15 protein-coding genes are annotated in these 17,397 nt (G+C 45.1%); 1 reads left to right on the top strand and 14 read right to left on the bottom strand.

The features are described from left to right. Positions 1 to 22: 22 nt before the first annotated feature. From IP485_RS05615 to IP485_RS05595, 5 genes are all read right to left on the bottom strand, one after another. The gene (locus IP485_RS05615) at positions 23 to 1,255 is read right to left on the bottom strand and encodes an FAD-dependent oxidoreductase (protein ID WP_198326376.1); all 1,233 of its coding nucleotides are present in this window, start codon (positions 1,253 to 1,255) and stop codon (positions 23 to 25) included. 217 nt (positions 1,256 to 1,472) lie between these two features. Further along, positions 1,473 to 2,204, bottom strand: a complete 732-nt coding sequence (locus IP485_RS05610; RefSeq protein ID WP_194196339.1) for an amino acid ABC transporter ATP-binding protein — start codon at positions 2,202 to 2,204, stop codon at positions 1,473 to 1,475. Positions 2,205 to 2,443: 239 nt separating this feature from the next. After that, positions 2,444 to 3,115, bottom strand: coding sequence for an ABC transporter permease subunit (locus IP485_RS05605; RefSeq protein ID WP_198326375.1), 672 nt, complete (start codon positions 3,113 to 3,115; stop codon positions 2,444 to 2,446). After that, positions 3,112 to 3,858 carry an amino acid ABC transporter permease gene (locus tag IP485_RS05600; protein WP_189582821.1) on the bottom strand — a complete coding sequence of 249 codons (747 nt, stop codon included), beginning with the start codon at positions 3,856 to 3,858 and terminating at the stop codon, positions 3,112 to 3,114. Before IP485_RS05600 ends, IP485_RS05605 begins: the two co-directional genes overlap by 4 nt. A 95-nt stretch (positions 3,859 to 3,953) precedes the next feature. After that, positions 3,954 to 4,925 carry a glutamate/aspartate ABC transporter substrate-binding protein gene (locus tag IP485_RS05595; protein WP_194363641.1) on the bottom strand — a complete coding sequence of 324 codons (972 nt, stop codon included), beginning with the start codon at positions 4,923 to 4,925 and terminating at the stop codon, positions 3,954 to 3,956. Positions 4,926 to 5,303: 378 nt separating this feature from the next. Here IP485_RS05595 and IP485_RS05590 point away from each other — a divergent pair, with 378 nt between their 5' ends. Beyond that, the gene (locus IP485_RS05590; protein ID WP_198326374.1) at positions 5,304 to 6,284 is read left to right on the top strand and encodes an Hsp33 family molecular chaperone HslO; all 981 of its coding nucleotides are present in this window, start codon (positions 5,304 to 5,306) and stop codon (positions 6,282 to 6,284) included. 115 nt (positions 6,285 to 6,399) lie between these two features. Here IP485_RS05590 and IP485_RS05585 read toward each other — a convergent pair whose 3' ends face one another. From IP485_RS05585 to IP485_RS05545, 9 genes are all read right to left on the bottom strand, one after another. Continuing rightward, positions 6,400 to 7,062: a hypothetical protein gene (locus IP485_RS05585; RefSeq protein ID WP_198326373.1), complete on the bottom strand. Its 663-nt coding sequence runs from the start codon at positions 7,060 to 7,062 to the stop codon at positions 6,400 to 6,402. A gap of 48 nt (positions 7,063 to 7,110) precedes the next feature. Next, positions 7,111 to 8,622, bottom strand: a complete 1,512-nt coding sequence (locus tag IP485_RS05580) for an alpha/beta fold hydrolase (RefSeq protein ID WP_198326372.1) — start codon at positions 8,620 to 8,622, stop codon at positions 7,111 to 7,113. A gap of 259 nt (positions 8,623 to 8,881) precedes the next feature. Continuing rightward, entirely contained in the window at positions 8,882 to 11,098 is a 2,217-nt protein-coding gene (locus IP485_RS05575) for a PhoX family protein (RefSeq protein ID WP_198326371.1), read from the bottom strand. Positions 11,099 to 11,428: 330 nt separating this feature from the next. Beyond that, entirely contained in the window at positions 11,429 to 12,058 is a 630-nt protein-coding gene (locus tag IP485_RS05570; protein WP_413787016.1) for a fumarylacetoacetate hydrolase family protein, read from the bottom strand. 305 nt (positions 12,059 to 12,363) lie between these two features. After that, the gene (locus IP485_RS05565; RefSeq protein WP_198326369.1) at positions 12,364 to 13,089 is read right to left on the bottom strand and encodes an ABC transporter permease; all 726 of its coding nucleotides are present in this window, start codon (positions 13,087 to 13,089) and stop codon (positions 12,364 to 12,366) included. 12 nt (positions 13,090 to 13,101) lie between these two features. Then, positions 13,102 to 13,836 carry an ABC transporter permease gene (locus IP485_RS05560; protein ID WP_194363634.1) on the bottom strand — a complete coding sequence of 245 codons (735 nt, stop codon included), beginning with the start codon at positions 13,834 to 13,836 and terminating at the stop codon, positions 13,102 to 13,104. Positions 13,837 to 14,301: 465 nt separating this feature from the next. Then, positions 14,302 to 15,234, bottom strand: coding sequence for an ABC transporter substrate-binding protein (locus IP485_RS05555; protein ID WP_198326368.1), 933 nt, complete (start codon positions 15,232 to 15,234; stop codon positions 14,302 to 14,304). 89 nt (positions 15,235 to 15,323) lie between these two features. Beyond that, positions 15,324 to 16,214, bottom strand: a complete 891-nt coding sequence (locus tag IP485_RS05550) for a transporter substrate-binding domain-containing protein (RefSeq protein ID WP_198326367.1) — start codon at positions 16,212 to 16,214, stop codon at positions 15,324 to 15,326. Positions 16,215 to 16,314: 100 nt separating this feature from the next. Further along, positions 16,315 to 17,115, bottom strand: a complete 801-nt coding sequence (locus IP485_RS05545) for a transporter substrate-binding domain-containing protein (RefSeq protein WP_198326366.1) — start codon at positions 17,113 to 17,115, stop codon at positions 16,315 to 16,317. Between the last annotated feature and the right edge of the window lie 282 nt (positions 17,116 to 17,397).

Here is a 17,397-nt window from a genome sequence, read left to right as displayed (position 1 = left end):
TCTTACAATTATATTTTATCTGTTAGGCTTTAAGCACTGCAGGCGCTTTGATCGTTACAGTTGCGCTGACTTCATCATTATCATTTAGCAAGTCCATAACCAACTCTTCATCACTTTCTATCTTGACTTGCCAATTGCCAGTCGCTTTTGGCACACCTGTCACCATAACGGATATTGCTTTGTTTTTCAGGCGAATCATGGGCGGTTTATGCTCATAGCCGTTATGCTCTAGACCCAATATATCGTCGGCAATGGTAGCAGCCTGCGCGCGTAACGGTGCCACATAACGACACGGCACGCCATCGATAGACATACAGTCACCAATGGCATAGATATTGGCCGTACTGGTACGCAAGGTTGGCGCATCCACCACGATACCAGTGCGACGATTGAACTCGACACCAGCAGCAGTAGGCAGCTTATCATCGACCGTCAGACCTGTACTGGCAATCACGTGATCCACGATGAGTGGTTCGATTGGCTCAGCAGTCGTACTGTCTGTCGCTGATGCCAGCGCCTCGTAACTGACCTGTAGTTTTCCACTGCTGCTATCACTGAGACGAGTAATAGTAGATACCTGATAACCCCCTAAGAAGTTAATTCCTTGCGACTTGACCGCTTGGGCGATACGAGCCGTCGCTTTCGACGGTAGCATTTGTGATAGTGGCGCGTCGTTTAAATCAATGAGCGTCACTTGATGACCTGCTTTGAGTAAGTCTTCTGCAATCTCGGTCCCAACCATACCCGCACCAACGATGGCAACGTGCTGACTGCCAGTGGCTAGCTTTTCTTGCAGCTGTCCAAAGCGCTCAATATGATTGACGTGCCAAACTAAATCCTCTGGCAAGCTTTTTGGAAAAATAGGATGCGCACCCATCGCCAGTACTAACTTGCCATAACTGATCGTGGCATAATCCGTGTTGGCTGGATCTGAGCGCTGTGCAGAGATAAGCTGCAACTGTTGAATGGTCGTATCAACATCCGTTACTTGTGTGTTGGCAAGTAGCTTAACATTTGCAGCTTCTGCGGCATCAACGCCAGTGGCTCTTACCAAATCTGCCGCACTTTTCTTTTGGCTAATCGCCATCGTCAGCATTGGTTTATGATAACGATCACCACTATCAGCTGTCACCAAAGTAATCGGAATGTCTTTATCTTTTGCACGAATGGCATCAATGACATGCCAGCCTGCCAAACCTGCACCAATGATGACGATACCTTTAGAAGATGCTACTGATGGATTTTCTACACTCATATGAACTCCAATACGGTTTATGAATTATTTTAATTATCAAAAATATTGACCGCTATTGTATCAGTAAACAGCCATTCACTCATCTACTCACTTGTATAGCCAATCATATCGATATCACGATGAGATGCATCAAGCTATCACGCACAAAAAAAGCGCCTATTCGTTAATAGACGCTTGATATAATTATAGAGCTATATAGTAAGAGCTGTATAAATGGTTAATGATTTAGAATCTTCGATAAGAACTGCTGCGCACGCTCACTTTTCGCGCCTTCAAAGAATTCATCCTTACTACAGTTCTCAACGATATGACCTTCATCCATAAAGATAATACGATTGGCTACCTGACTGGCAAAGCCCATTTCATGCGTCACGCACATCATAGTCATACCATCACGAGTCAGCTCCACCATCACATCGAGCACTTCTTGAATCATTTCAGGATCAAGTGCTGAGGTTGGCTCATCGAACAACATCGCTATGGGGTCCATCGCGAGCGCACGAGCAATAGCCACACGCTGCTGTTGACCACCTGATAGCTCAGCAGGATATTTATTGGCTTGAACCGTTAGCCCTACTCGATCTAAATAAGCCATCCCTTTTTGTTTGGCTTCCGCTTCTTTACGGCCCAATACTTTGATTTGCGCGACCATTAAATTATCGATGATGGTCAAGTGAGGGAATAGCTCAAAATGCTGAAACACCATGCCGACACGGCTACGTAGCTTAGGTAAGTTGGTTTTTGGATCACCGACAGAGATACCGTTGACCATGATATTACCTTTTTGAAAGGGCTCTAGCCCGTTCACGGTCTTAATCAAGGTAGATTTACCGCTACCTGATGGACCACAGACCACGACGACATCGCCTTTGTGGACATGAGCGGTACAGTCAGTCAGTACCTGAAAGTCGCCATACCATTTGCTAACGCTATCTATCTCAACGACCATCTCACTGCTAGCATGACCACTGTCTGTGACCAGTCCACCAAAGTCATTTATAAACGTTTTAGCATCATTCATCATTGGCTCCTAGCCTTATTCTTACTCTTGCCAAATTGCACTTATTCAAAATACATTAGTGACAAATGCAGTTAAATTTTGAAAGTATTAGAGCCTATCAAATGAGATCAGATAACCATGTTCAGATAACCATGCATTGATCGACTCTAACGCTTAACAGTTCTTTATTAAAACCTTAACCTTTTTTGTACGCGTTGTACGCCGATTGAAGCTGCCAAGCTTAAGACAAAATACACGGCGCCAGCACCTAAGATATAAGGCGTCAATAGTCCCATTAGCTCACCACGTACGTATGCCGCTCGGAAGAAGTCGGTCAGACCAATAGCGAACACTAAAGTCGTATCTTGGAATAAGATAATACATTGCTGCAAAATCAATGGCAGCATCTTGCGAAAGGCTTGTGGCAAAATCACCAGACGCATGGTTTGGCCATAAGTCATGCCCAATGCTTTTGCCGCATTAACCTGACCACTACCGATAGACTGAATACCCGCACGGACGACTTCTGAGAAGTAAGCCGCTTCGAACATCATAAACGCGACAACACAAGAAGCAAAGGCTGCATCTAGTTGTAAATACTTACCCGCTGCCCAAAAATAAATCATCGGGACGGCAAAGTAAAACCACAGTAGCACCAACAGTAACGGTACGGATCTAAAATAATTAACATACAGCTTAGCGGGAATCTCTAATGCTTTGATACCTGATAAACGCATGAGCGCCAATACCGTACCTAAGCTGATACCACCGATAATAGCCAAAAACAGGACTTTTAGCGTGGTAATCATGCCACCCATTAAGCCTGGATACGCGGTCGCAAGTTCGGTCATCATACTCATTTCTGACTCCCTGCGATAAGCCCTGGTACTCTTAATTTACGCTCGATCAGACCCATAATAGCGATTAGCGAGAGATTAAAGACGAGGTAGATAATCGTCGCATAAGTATAAATCTCAAGGCTATTCTGTGTGTATTCGCTGATGGTTTTGGTTTGACTGATGAGCTCCATGACGCCGACTAATGAGGCGACAGAGGCATTCTTAAAACAGTTAGTCAGCTCAGAGCTAAGCGGCGGTAAGATAATACGGAATGCTTGTGGTAACAGTACTTGCTTGTAAGCTTGCGGAATAGTGAAGCCTAGCGCATACGCTGCGTTTATCTGTCCTTTTGGTAGCGACTCGATACCCGTACGCACTTGCTCGACAATACGAGCTGCTGTAAACAACCCTAAACCAATACTGGCTGAGAGCATCGCGGATGTATTCGGCGATAGATCCCTAAACCACCACTCTTGTAGCGCTGGTGTCAACCAACCAGGTGCCACATAAAACCAAAAAAATAGCTGCACAAGCAGCGGAATATTACGAAAAAAGGTCACATAGGCGGTGCCAATGCGACGAGCTGTTTTGTTAGGTAAGGTACGCATAATACCAAAGACAGTACCGACGACCATAGCGATGGTCCAAGCAATACTACCAATCAGTAATAACCAGCCAAGACCAGTAATCATCCAGTGGATATACAGCTCGTTGCCAATACCCGTATGCTCAAACAGCACACCCCAGTTCCAGCTATAATTCATGATTGTCTCTCCGAACAGCGATTGAAAAACTTACGTGCTAGATGGACGATGAGTCCGATCTGAACACGTAAGCAAGCTAGATTGAAGGACAAATACTACTGTGCAGCTGCTACTTTTGGCTGATCACTGTCATGCGGATTGGCGATAAGCGCTTTTAGGTTGTCTGACATCTCAAAGTTTAAGTTGACGTTCTTTGGTGGAATTGGGTTTAAGAACCACTTGTCATAAATGCTATTGATTTCGCCTGAGCTAAAGGTTTTGTTCAGCGCATCGTTTACGACTGTTTTGAATTCAGGATCGTCTTTACGCATCATACAACCATAAATCTCAAACGATTGCGGTGTACCAACGATGACCCATTCATCAGGGTTTTTAGCTTTGGCTTTTTCGCCTGCTAGCAATACATCATCCATCATAAACGCATCAGCACGGCCGCTCTCTAACATCAAGAAGCCTTCGCCATGATCTTTAGCAGAGATGATATCGGTATCCATCTTTTTCTCGTCATTGTACTGACGAATATAACGCTCTGACGTCGTACCAGCGGTAGTCACTAGGCGCTTGCCTTTTAGGTCTTCAAAGTCTTTGATACCAGAATCTGCTTTGGTCAATAGACGTGTACCAATCTCAAAGAAACCATTAGAGAAAGCCACTTGCTCTTGGCGTTCGACGTTATTGGTTGTTGAGCCACATTCAAAGTCGACTGTGCCGTTTTGGACCAAAGGAATACGAGTTTGTGAGGTGATGAGGTTATAACGAACTTCTAAATCTGGCATGTTGAGTTTTTCTTTAATACCCTCAACCACTTTCATCTCTAAATCATGCGCATAGCCCATCGGCTGGTTAGGATCATCAGCAACATATGAAAAAGGAATAGAAGAGTCACGATAGCCGACCACGATGGTGCCAGAGTCTTTGATTTTTTGTAGTGTACCGTTCATGGTCTCTGACGTCGCTGCATCATCTGCTGGTGCATCGGTAGTGGTCTCGCTGCTGTTGCTACAGCCTGCCAAGCCTAATGCCATCAATACAGCCAAAGTCAACGGTTTGGAAAATGAGTAGATCATGAAATACATCCTTTTATCACAAGTTTGAATGAGTGCTTGGACGACATAGGCCATAGTGACTGACCTGACTGCCCCGCATCCGTACGTATGTTACTATTGTCTATCACAATGCAACTTCATGTTACTTTACAACAAAACGTCCGTGGATGGTAAGTTTTTTCGACAGAATCTATAATTATGAATATATTAGATGTTAGATACAGAATTAACTGTCTATAATGATACAACAGCATGCATTTGCCTCACTATTTTATGCGTCTCTAAACCCCTTTATATATCAATATCATAAATAGATGAAAAAACAGTACGGTCAATACGATTGATAAATCAGCAGTAATCCCCATAAAGCCAATAACTTCTTAACACTATAAATGACTTATGACACAAGATACTCAAGTCCCTGCTACCGACCTTCCAACTGCTCACAATCATAGCGATAATGATATCCGTCAGCGCTTCTTTATCGGAGATTCGCCTGTACGCGGTGATGTCGTGCGCCTATCACGCAGTTATGCGAGCACGATTGCCCAAAAGCCTTATCCCGAAGCCATCAAACGCTTATTGGGTGAAATGCTGACGGCAGCGAGCTTGCTCATCAGTACGGTCAAAATCAACGGTCGCCTATCTATTCAGTTGCAATCATCAGACAGCGATAGCCTGTTGAACTGGGCAATGGCAGAGTGCGATCAAGACGGTATCATTCGTGCGCTTGCTAGCTGGAAGAGCGAGACCGATGAGCAAGTACAAGCGTGGGACAATATGATCCATGCCAAAGAAGCCTTTGCTGAGCTGGGCGCAACGGGACAAGGCGTCTTGTTTATTAATATCCAGCCTGAGGGCGGCGAGCCATATCAAGGTATCGTTGAGCGTAGCCATGACAATTTAGCAGACTGCTTAGCGCATTATCAAAAGCAATCGGCGCAGATTCCGACGTTGATTAACTTAGCATCTGATGGCTTGCAAGCGGGTGGTATCTTGGTACAAATGCTACCGCGTACTGCCGAAGAGACGTATGAAGTTGAGCAAAACCAAGATGCGGGTATCGATGATGACTTATGGACACGTCTAAGCGTGTTGACGCGCACGGTCAAAGCAGAAGAGCTGACCACACTCGATGCCAACGAGATTCTCTATCGTTTGTATCATGAAGAAAACATCGTGGCACCTGAACCTGCTCCGTTATCATTCGGCTGCACTTGCTCACGTGAAAAGTGTGAGACAGCCATTGAGCAAATCGGCGAAGCAGAAGCGTTAGATATCGTTGAAGAGCAAGGCGGGACATTTGAGATGGATTGCGGATTCTGCGGTGAAGTCTATAAGTTCAATAAAGATGATGTAGCAGCGATATTTGCTGAGTAAGTTTTCTCACTTACTATACATCAGTGTTTATAAAAAAACCCTCAAGCGTCATGCTTGAGGGTTTTTTTGTTTTTAAATCATAAAGAGAGATAACTATTTTGATGTTGAACAGTCTTTAATCTTGATGCCATTGTTTCATGTAATCAATCGCCATTGTATTGATTGCCTGCCAGTCAGCTAAATGTTTTTTTGAAAACTGAAGTCTTACATAATTATTGTATTCAGGATACATATAATCCATTTGGCATATTCGATCTTGGTCTTCATTAACTGTAGGCATACAGCGGATCATAAAAGGTGAGTTTAGATAGATATTTCCTATGTAGTATGTAGCATAGGTATCGCCTGACCCGATATATGCTTCTAGTTCATAAGCATCTTTATCAAGATCTCTACTCTCTTCCTGTTTGATAGCACCTATTCTAGTCGGTATATCAGCACCATCAATCTTTGAATTTCTAGCTGCCCAACGAAACTGTATGATATCGTCGTCATGTTCCAAAACGTTTGGGTCTTTGTCATTGTTGTTTAGCCCTCGACCACTAGGCCAGAAAAAATAGCTAAGACCCATATCCGTCTCGAAACTTGCATAACTACCCGTATCTGGTCTGACGATATGATTTAAGGGAATGACATAATTGTCACCATTTACATCTACTTTAATTTGAGCGTTAGGGTCGTGTACATTTGGCTTGGCACAACTAGTGACTATGAGTACGCTGCCTAATAGCAAGGACAAATTTCTCAATAGCCCTTTCTTAAAGGATAAAAGCACCATCGCGCAGTACACATAGCGTAGGCAACTCAAAATAATACCCACCACTCTCTACACTGCCACATCTAAACTTCTAGGATAAGAATGTATGCGCGGACGTCCGGCGTAGTCGCTGCGACCATTATCAACCAGCCACTCAACGACTTGCTCACGTACCCGTCTACTATGGATTAAGTTCATATGATTGACGCCATAAAATATGGCTTTGTGACCATCTGGCACAAACAAAGCATGCTCAGCATCATCCTCACCCAGCGCTGATGCCACTGATACGAGACTATCCCCGAGCAGATCAGTCACTTTAGAATCATAATGCGTCTCAAGCAACGCACTGGCAACAAAATAGGTTTTGATACCACTTGGCAAGCGCGCAGGATGACGAAAATCTTGTGGCAACACACTGCGGCCTTCTAATGCTTTCCAATCCGCATCCCGAATACTGCCATGACGCAGATCAATAATACCTGCGCTGCGCATGTCACCGAGCTTGGCAAGTGAGCCTGCAAATGGCAGCTTTGCAATGATATCCTGTACATAATTGCCGATACGCTCAAGCACAGCACCATGATGCGGTGAGCCTAACGTGATGAGATTGCCCACACGCTTGATCCAATCTAGGCGATCTTGCTCCCCATAAAATAGCGCACTACGAGAGACTAGGCCACCCATACTGTGTCCGACCAAATCTATCTGACTGATGTTTGGGTTATTATCGACCAACTCTTGCAGCAATTGAGAGAACTTGCGACCACTGCGCGAGATACGTCGACCTGTGTTGTAATCCAAGTACAACACTGTCGTATCAGGCTGACTGCTATGAATGGCCGCGCCTAAGTCATTATTTTCTTGTGCTTGCCAGCTTAAGTGACTCATGCACAGACCATGACACAAGATAGCAATACGTCCTGATAGGGCTTCATTTTGTGGTTTGCCATCTTGAGTGTATAGCATCATCGGAATGGCAAGCGTGTTTTGATTATTGACCAAATGATCGCCCATGACGCCATTTAGGACGTTGACCAGCTTTTTTAAGGAATCAGGTAATGGCTGCGCTGATTTTTGGACGATGAAGTTTTTATATATTCGTAGCACCGAGGCCAAATTGTTACCCACCATCAGCATGACATGACGTATCGTGCCATAGATACGACCCGTAAATCCGCGCTGCCAGTTGTTTACGTTCTTGTCATTGAAGCGGCCCAGCGGACGCAAAATAACCTCGCGATGAATGGCTTCTACAATCTCTGTGATCTCCACCACACCCATGGTAGCCAGCTGTGCCAACCCTTCAAAAAAGTCCGCCAAAGAGACAGGCTTGGAGGATGTCTCATCATTATCGTCCACATCTGCCAGTAGTTTAACCAGCTCATCCATATCGATGGCTTCGAGTTGGTCAATCTGTTTGTACAGTTCAGTGTGCAATGGCACGCTCGCATCTGGAATGAAATGCCCATCAAGCTCATGGTGAGCACGAGCATACTGACTATCATTTTTAGCATTTTTAGCATTTTTAGCATTACGATCATTAATACGGTCGTTATAAGGCAAATGTTGACTGATCATAATATTGGTACATTTAGCGAGAAGAATAGTTTTACATACTATCCTTTAAATACAAAAAATAGAAGTAAATGATGTGATTGTAGTGTATTTCCTCATTTTGACAATGCCTTGATAAGCCATTGATATTATTCCTATCATTATTACTATCTATAGCAAAAATCATGGTAAAAATACAAAAACCCCAAGCGATGGCCTGAGGTTTTTGTATGAGTGCTTATTCTTGTTATTGCTATCGATGGTGCGCTGACTGTTTACCTAACTATGTCGTGCTCACTGCTGCATCAAATGACTCTGCCAGTATGACACCACCATCTTCCTTCGTAATCATCACAGTCGCTGAGCGAGGGGTACTACCACCAGTGACGGCGCCCCAAGTATTGCCTGGATGCTGAATATTAATAAACAATGTCTTAAAATCTGGCGCCATGGTAATGCCAGTCACCTCACACCCTTCAGGTCCCACAAAGAACCGTTTGATATTGTCATTGCTTGCCAGTGTACCGGCTCGAGTTGCCTGACCTGCCGAGGTGGTGGTCAACGAACCATCACTGACCTTGCCCGGTAGTGCTGCGAGCAACATGCAGCTACTGGTATCAGTATAAGCGCCATCATCGGTCTGAATCCATAAGACACCGCGTGGATCAAAATATAGCCCATCAGGAGATGAGAAATCATTGTTATCATTCAGCTGAGACAAGTTTTCTGCTGACAAGTCACTTGGCGCACCAAACAGGTAGATATCCCACTCAAAACTCATTGCCGCATGATCACCGCCTGCTTCTGCCCAGCGTATGATATGACCATTATCATTACCAAGCGCTTTGTCGCCTGACTGATAGCTACGTGGATTGGCGGCTGAGACGGGTTGATCGTCACGTACACCGCGGTACTTATTATTGGTCAATGTCACATAGACATCACCCGTTATAGGACTGACCGACACCCATTCAGGTCGATCCATCTTAGTCGCGCCAGCGACATCGGCAGCAGCACGGGCAAAAACCAGCACCTCATCTTGACCATTAAATGGCAACTCGCTGTTAGACGCATCCAATCCGTTTTGGCCATGCACGAGTGCCTTCCATTCACCGCTACCGTCTTCATTGAATATGGCCACGTACAGCGTGCCATCATTTAGGTACTTGTCACCTGATTTGAGCCCGCCGCCGATGTCCGAATTTGACCACAGTGCTTTTGACACAAACTTATAAATATACTCGCCTCTAGAGTCATCACCCATATAAAACACTACTGGGCGGCCTTGCTCAACAGGGGCATAAGCACAGTTTTCGTGAGCAAATCTGCCCATTGCTGTGCGTTTTTGCGGCAAGGAATTTTGGTCAAACGGATCAATCTCTGTGATGTAACCAAAGGTATTGAAGCCATGGCGATAATCTTCAGCAGCGCTGGCACCGACAGCGGTCATATCCCAACGTGAGAACTCATCTACTATCTTGGCATCTTTGGCCTCTGGGGTATGCCATAGGTATTCCCAACCTGGGAAGTTCTCGACCGCACCGTAACGCTCGCGACCATAGTTATCACTGGCGCTTAACTGGCTGGCGTCTTGTCCACGTGCAAACACACCTAAGAAGTTCTCTTCGGTCGTCAGGTAAGTGCCCCAAGGTGACAGCCCTGCACCGCAGTTGTTATTGATACCGCGAGTCTGATAGCCTGTTGGATCGAACTTGGTCTTGACCAAATCAGAGCCTGCCACAGGGCCCGCCAATTGCGCGGTCGAACTGCTGGTCAGCCTGCGATTGTATTTAGAATCGGTTACCATCTCATAGCCCATGCCATCGGCACGGCGTTTCAACTCTACTACCGAGACACCATGACAATTGACCTCACGGCGCACATCACTTGCGAGGCGACGGTTTTTAAAGATAGGTGCGGCATCGTTATCTTGCGTCACATAATAGCCAAATGGGCTGAGCTCATCGCTGTTGACGTACTCATGATTCATCACCAATAGACTGTTTTCTGAGGCTTTGGCATCATAGGCATTGCCATTTTTGCCAAAGAACCACATACCATCGTGATTGTCACCCATACGCCATTCAAATGACTCTGCTGACTGCTCACGATTGTCTTTCCAATCATCGATACCGGAGATCAGTGGCGTGCCAAGTGGCAATATCATCTCAGCCTTGTAGCCTGCTGCAACGGTCATGGTTTCAGCCGTTGAGTGTGCGACCGCCTCAAACTTTAGCGTATCAGGTCGTTTTAGGTCACCCTGCGCAGGGATAGCGGCATTATTGTCGTCCCCCACAACACTACTGTCATCATCTTCACTACAACCGACCAAAGGCAATGCCCCAAAAAAAGCAGCGGCCGTCAATCCTGTGCCCCCTTTTAAGATACTACGGCGGTTCAACCGACGACTGATAACGGTTTGAAAGTCAGTATTATTAGTAGGGTTTGAGTCTTCAACCACTTCGTGGGCAAGCGTTCGTTCGTTGTTCAATGATGTCATTATCAGTCACCTTGCTATTGGGCTAGATTGGCAGAGAGTTGATCGTGGCGGTACAATTACAACCACAAAAATACGAATTCCGCTTAAGTCTACTCATCCTTTATGACAGTACGCTGAACGCTAGATGACAAACTGATGACAATTGCTCTTGCGCTTACTCTTGCTAATGAAAGTAGAAGGAAGTTGAGAAAATAAAATGGTTTGGAAACTAAAAAGCTTCATAAGAGTTAGAAAGAGAAAGGTAAAGGCATAAAAACAAAAACCCCAAGCAATGGCTTGGGATTTTTTGAGATGGAACATATCGTGATTTAATGGTTTAAATCAAAAAATCTATCGAACTTGCGACTGCCACTCATGAGCACCCAATGTCAGCTTGAGCTGATCGCCTGCGTGCAGTATACCTACGCCGCTTGGCGTGCCAGTCATGATCACATCACCTGCTTGCAAACTAAAAGCATGACTGATATTGACCAATAGCTCATAAACAGGGAACAACATCAATGCGCTATCGCCATCTTGCGTTAGCTTATCGTTGATGGTCAGCTGATACGATACGTTTTGGAGATTACCAAATACTTGTGGATCCACCCAGTCAGCGAGCACACAGGCTCCATCAAAACACTTAGCACGCTCCCACGGATGGCCTTTGTCTTTTAGGGTGCTTTGCAAATCACGCAAGGTCAGATCTAGACCTAATGTCACGCCGCCAATTGCTTGCTTGGCTTGCTCAATCGTCGCCATAGACAGATCAGTAGAGAGCTGAATACAGAGCTCGGCCTCGTAGTGCGTCTCACCAAATATCTCTGGGTTTGGACGTACCAAATCACTGCGGATAGAGACCACTGAAGACGCTGGCTTCATAAACAATATCGGCGATGACGGCACTTCATTGCCCAGCTCTGCAGCATGTGCCGCATAGTTACGACCGACACAGACGACTTTGCCAATGGAAGTTCGCAAGCGCTCATTATGGCTGTCAACGCTCTGTTCTGCATTGACACCAGCAGCGATGGCATTTGCTAATGACTGATGTGGTGATTGGCTCATACTAGACTCTCCCTGTGAATGATATAGTCAAATCCATATAAATCCGCTACCTCGTCATCCTCGCTAACCATACTAATGTATCGCTTGCACTCGGTTTTCTTGTATCGAAATTATTTGAACCTAACTATATTTATATTATCAGCAATCCGTACTATATTGCCTGTTGTGATGATTCTTCACTGCTAACTGCAATCTCAATTACGAGCACTAGCTACTAGCTATGGAATCGTGTTGGTCACCACATCTGGTGGCACATAACTGGCATGACGGTTCATGCGTTTTTCAAACATTCTAAAGCTAAATAAGATTACCCATGACAGCAGTAGATAGACGATACCTGCTGCAAAGAACAGCTCCATCAAGGTATAAGTACGCGCACTAATCGTACGAGCAACACCAGTGATATCCATCAATGCAATGGTCGAGGCCAGCGCACTGCCCTTTAGCATAAAGATGACTTCGTTACTATAAGCGGGAACCACGATACCAAAGGCACGCGGTAAGGTAACACGCGTCAGCTTCTGCCATTTTGACATACCAAGCGCATCGGCCGCTTCAAGCTCACCGACTGGAATCGTCTGAATCGCACCGCGTATAATCTCTGCCAAGTACGCACTGGTATTGAGGGTAAAGGCGATAATCGCACACCAGTATGCTTGACTGAGTACAGGCTCCCATAAGAACGAATCACGTACGGCTTCGAACTGGCCAAGACCATAGTAGATAAGGAATATCTGTACCAGTAGCGGTGTACCGCGGAAGAAGAAAATATATAAAAACGGGATGATCTGAACGACCCAATTCTTTGACAGCCGTAGCAGCGCTAAAATCAATCCGAAAAGCAACCCGATAATGCCTGAGATAACGACTAGCTGCACGGTCAATACCGCACCGCCTAGTAAATCAGGTATATGATCAAAAATGACCTGCCAATTCCAATCCATAGTATCTCTCCTCTATCCTATGGTCGATTGACGATGCGTTGACTGACGGCTCAGCTTTTTGGCATAGCGGGCCGCTGGATTGGCGCGCCACTCAAGCCACATCATAAAGCCCGTAATCAACATGGTCAGACCCAAATAAATAATCGCTGCTGCCATATAAAAGGTAAACGGCTGCTGTGTTGACTGCGCGGCACGTGATGACTGATACATAATGTCTTTGAGACCCACGACCGATACCAATGCGGTATCTTTAAGCAACACCAAAAATAAGTTACCCAAACCAGGTAGAGCAATCTGCCATACTTGTGGCAAGGTGATGCGATAAAACGTCTGAAAAGGACGCATACCAATCGCTTGCGCCGCCTCTCGCTGCCCTATTGGAATCTCTTGAATGGACATGCGAAAAATCTCAGTCGCATAAGCACCAAAAGCAATAGACAACGCCATCACACCGCCCCAAAAAGCGCTAATCTCGACATAGTCGTTATAGCCGAACTTTTTGAGGATGCTCATCAATAAGATAGAGCCGCCATAATAAATAAAGAGCACCAATAGCAGCTCAGGGATACCGCGCATCGTCGCAGTATAGACAGTCGCAAGCTTACGCAGCAACCAGACATTTGACATCTTTGCAGTTGCGCCGAGCAAGCCTAAGGCCAGACCAATAATTAAACTGGTCACGGCAAGCTGTATAGTGACGGTAGCGCCGCTCAATAAAAGCGCGCCAAATCCTTGTAAGTCAAACACGATTATCCACTCAGTCTCTTTATATTAGCAATTTGCAAAATATGAGTTAAAAGAATCAGCATCAATAGCTGAACGCAGCCAAACACCGTATTTTTACCACATCAATAGGGATGGTCAGCGTCAAAATAATGACGTCAGAAGAATACGATTATTGCTGCGATAGTTGACACAGTAGAAATGAGCGCTGATTTTATCATATTCACTCGTCGTGATGTTAATACTGACGCGTAAAAGCCGTGCCTAAATAGACACCTATCTTTGTAAATGTGAGATAACCAAACTAAATTTAAGCAAAATTGACAGCCGCTACCGACCATCACATCGTGATTCGATGGCGAAATAAAAAAGACACCGCCATGACGACGATGTCCTTTTATTATTCACCACTTGTTCATGACAACTGAACTATAGCAACTAGGCTGTCACGAATTAGCTGTCACAACCAAAGTGTTTAACGCATATTGATTACTGACTGGCCTCTTCTGCCACAGGTTGCTCAGTAGTTTCGGCACTGACCGTGCTTGTCGCAGAGGCTGGCACCGCAAAGTACTTTTGATTGATTTTATCGTAAGTACCGTTGGCTTTCAGATTGGCTAAAGATTGATTGATTTTTGCTTGTAATTCATCACCTGGACGGACGGCAATCGCAAAATTATCATTGATATCGATCTCGTCACCTTTGAGCGCATACTTACTACCAGCAGGTGAGCTGAGCCATTCTATTGCAGGCAATTTATCAGATACCATCGCATCGACGCGGTTTGACCCAAGATCCAAAAACGCATTACTTAGCGTGTCATAAAGCTTCATATCGGCTTTTGGGTAATTGTCTTCAAACCACTGTGAGGAAATGGTCGAACGCTGGGCTGCGATAGAGTGGGAGTCGATGTCGCCACTCTTACTAGGATCAAAGCTGCTGTCTTTTTTGGCTAAGAAAACTAAAGTATTACTAAAATAAGGATCGGTAAAGCTGACCTGCTCTGCACGCTCCGGCGTGACGGACATCGCTGCCACAATCGCATCGTACTTGCCGGCTTTTAGACCAGGAATGATACCGTCCCAGTCTTGCGCTATGATTTCACAAGTCACTTGCATATCTTCACAGATGGCATTTGCTATCTCGATGTCAAAGCCACCCAGTGTCCCATCAGCATTAGTATAGTTAAAAGGAGCATACGCGCCTTCCGTACCGATGCGCAATACCTTATCCTTCGTTACCGCTGCTGCTTCACTGGCTTCTGGATTGGTATCAGCTGCGCTGTCTGAGCCATTGCTACAGCCAACGACAGCAAAGGCCGTCGCCAGTGCAAGTAGCGACATAGAAAGACGACTGGTCGTTATCGCATGAATAACAGATTTGCCAGTCATGGCAGAGGCTGGGGCACAGTGGTTGCTCATAGTCATCCTTGAGTTTTTCTTTAGTAAACAGCACTTTTTTGATGTATAGCATTTTTAGCGAGTCAACAGTCAACTCGCTAAAACACATATTAGTTAGCTGGCGCTTCTTCTGTAGCAACGTCGGTGACATCATTAACGACCGCTTTACTTGCCGCAGCTGTTGAGCTGGTACCGAAATAGCTGCCCGTGATTTGATCATAGGTGCCATTGTCTTTTAGCTCAGCCAATGCTGCATTAAATTTTGCGACTAATGGATCGCCCTTGCGGAATGCTATGCCCATCGCATCATCATCGGTACTGATTTCTTGACCTTTGACTTCATAGTCTTTACCAGCGTCTGTTTTTAGCCAGTCGATACCCGTCACTTTATCAGACATCATGCCGCGTACTCGACCTGAAGTCAGATCTAGATAAGCGTTGTCTTGAGTGTCATATAGTTTGATATCAGCAGATGCATGCTCGTCTTGTAGATACTGTGATGCCACGGTTGAGCGCTGTGATGCTACCGGTTGTCCTTCTAGCGAATCAATGCTTAAATCATCGCCTTTTTTACCGATCAAGATGATACCGCTATGGAAATACGGGTCACTGAAATCAACAACTTCTTTACGCTCAGGCGTGATAGACATACCAGCAATGGTCGCATCGAATTTTTGGGCATTTAGACCTGGAATCAAACCATCCCAGTCTTGAGAGATGACTTCACATTTGGCTTTCATTTGTGCACATAGAGCATCAACCAGCTCGATCTCATAGCCGATCAATTTGCCATCAGCATCAGTATAACTAAAAGGCTTATAGCTTGATTCTGTTGCGATTTTTATATTCAATGGTGCTTCGGCTTCGGTCGCTGTATCCGTGGCAGCACTTTCTGTTGGTTCTGAGCTGTTGCTACAACCTGCCAGCATTAGTATCGCGGCACTAAGCGGTGCTAGCCACAAGGCTTTTTTGCTCATTGATGATGTCATTGAAACTGTCATACGGGTTATTCCTTAATATGTTTATCAACCGTGTCGTCATTTGCCAATTACTGAGCCAGCTTATGAATATGACTCATAAGCTCAGCTCGGTCTTTAAGACTTATTCACCAAAGTTTTTCTGCTCAAGGCGTGCAAGCTCACCGTTACTACGGATTTCGCTCAATGCTTTATCAAAGTCTGCTTTGAGTGAGTCACCTTTACGCACAGCGATAGCAATATTGTCATCGTTATCAATCTCATCACCAACAACGCCAAAGCCTTCTTTATTGTCCGCCAACCATGATTTTGCAGATACTTTTTCAGCCAAAACCGCATTACTACGACCAGATTTTAGGTCCAAATAAGCATTGTCATAGTTGTCATACAATTGAACGGTGTTGCCTTCTTTGCCTTCGTAGTTATCTTGCAGATAAGCACCTGGCGTCGTAGAGCGTTGACCGCCTAGCGTGACGTTGCTGATCGCCATAGGATCAAAGCCACCATCATTACTAGTTAGCCATACCATGGTATTGGCAAAGTACGGTTCGCTGAAATCAACTTTTTCTTGACGTTCAGTCGTGATAGACATGCCGGCTATTACCGCATCGTATTTCTGTGCCAATAGTCCTGGGATAATACCATCCCAATCCTGAGCGACGATTTCACACTTGGCTTGCATCTGGTCACACAAAGCATTGGCAACATCGATATCAAAACCTGCCAAGCTGCCATCAGCATTGGTGTAGTTAAACGGAGGGTAAGCACCTTCGGTTGCAATACGAATGGTTTTGCCAGTCGTTTCTGCAGCAGCTGTGTCAGCGTTGGCATCGGTGGCTTCATCGGCAGGTTGACTACAGGCGCTCAGCATTAATGCAGCGGTCATGGTCATCGACGACCAAAGTAGGCGAGAATTCGACATCATACGTTCCTTAAATTCTGATGGGTTTTGACATAAGTTTTGATAGGATTTTCTGACTTAGGGTTCTAATACTTTGTTCTCTGACGTCCCTGCCAGACAAGCAATATAGATAGCAGAATATATAGGCAGTCGCTAATATTGACTACCTATAAACCTTTTGATAATACCTGACTAAAATATCAAAAACAAACGTTTTGCATACTCACAGATATCATCAAGCAATAAACAGCCAACAATAGTTACGATAAAGTGATTTTATACTGCTTTATAATATGGTTTTTTCAG

This window comes from Psychrobacter sp. NG27 (genome assembly GCF_016106655.1).
Taxonomy (GTDB): domain Bacteria; phylum Pseudomonadota; class Gammaproteobacteria; order Pseudomonadales; family Moraxellaceae; genus Psychrobacter.
The sequence above is the reverse complement of the archived record's forward strand: the minus strand, read 5'-3'. Positions and strand labels throughout refer to the sequence as shown.

Bases quoted from the DNA above. Each gene is read 5' to 3' on its own strand.
- IP485_RS05615 (WP_198326376.1), bottom strand. From the start codon at position 1,255: ATGAGTGTAGAAAATCCATCAGTAGCATCTTCTAAAGGTATCGTCATC.
- IP485_RS05610 (WP_194196339.1), bottom strand. From the start codon at position 2,204: ATGGTCGTTGAGATAGATAGCGTTAGCAAATGGTATGGCGACTTTCAG.
- IP485_RS05605 (WP_198326375.1), bottom strand. From the start codon at position 3,115: ATGAGTATGATGACCGAACTTGCGACCGCGTATCCAGGCTTAATGGGT.
- IP485_RS05600 (WP_189582821.1), bottom strand. From the start codon at position 3,858: ATGAATTATAGCTGGAACTGGGGTGTGCTGTTTGAGCATACGGGTATT.
- IP485_RS05595 (WP_194363641.1), bottom strand. From the start codon at position 4,925: ATGATCTACTCATTTTCCAAACCGTTGACTTTGGCTGTATTGATGGCA.
- IP485_RS05590 (WP_198326374.1), top strand. From the start codon at position 5,304: ATGACACAAGATACTCAAGTCCCTGCTACCGACCTTCCAACTGCTCAC.
- IP485_RS05585 (WP_198326373.1), bottom strand. From the start codon at position 7,062: ATGGTGCTTTTATCCTTTAAGAAAGGGCTATTGAGAAATTTGTCCTTG.
- IP485_RS05580 (WP_198326372.1), bottom strand. From the start codon at position 8,622: ATGATCAGTCAACATTTGCCTTATAACGACCGTATTAATGATCGTAAT.
- IP485_RS05575 (WP_198326371.1), bottom strand. From the start codon at position 11,098: ATGACATCATTGAACAACGAACGAACGCTTGCCCACGAAGTGGTTGAA.
- IP485_RS05565 (WP_198326369.1), bottom strand. From the start codon at position 13,089: ATGGATTGGAATTGGCAGGTCATTTTTGATCATATACCTGATTTACTA.
- IP485_RS05555 (WP_198326368.1), bottom strand. From the start codon at position 15,234: ATGAGCAACCACTGTGCCCCAGCCTCTGCCATGACTGGCAAATCTGTT.
- IP485_RS05550 (WP_198326367.1), bottom strand. From the start codon at position 16,214: ATGACAGTTTCAATGACATCATCAATGAGCAAAAAAGCCTTGTGGCTA.
- IP485_RS05545 (WP_198326366.1), bottom strand. From the start codon at position 17,115: ATGATGTCGAATTCTCGCCTACTTTGGTCGTCGATGACCATGACCGCT.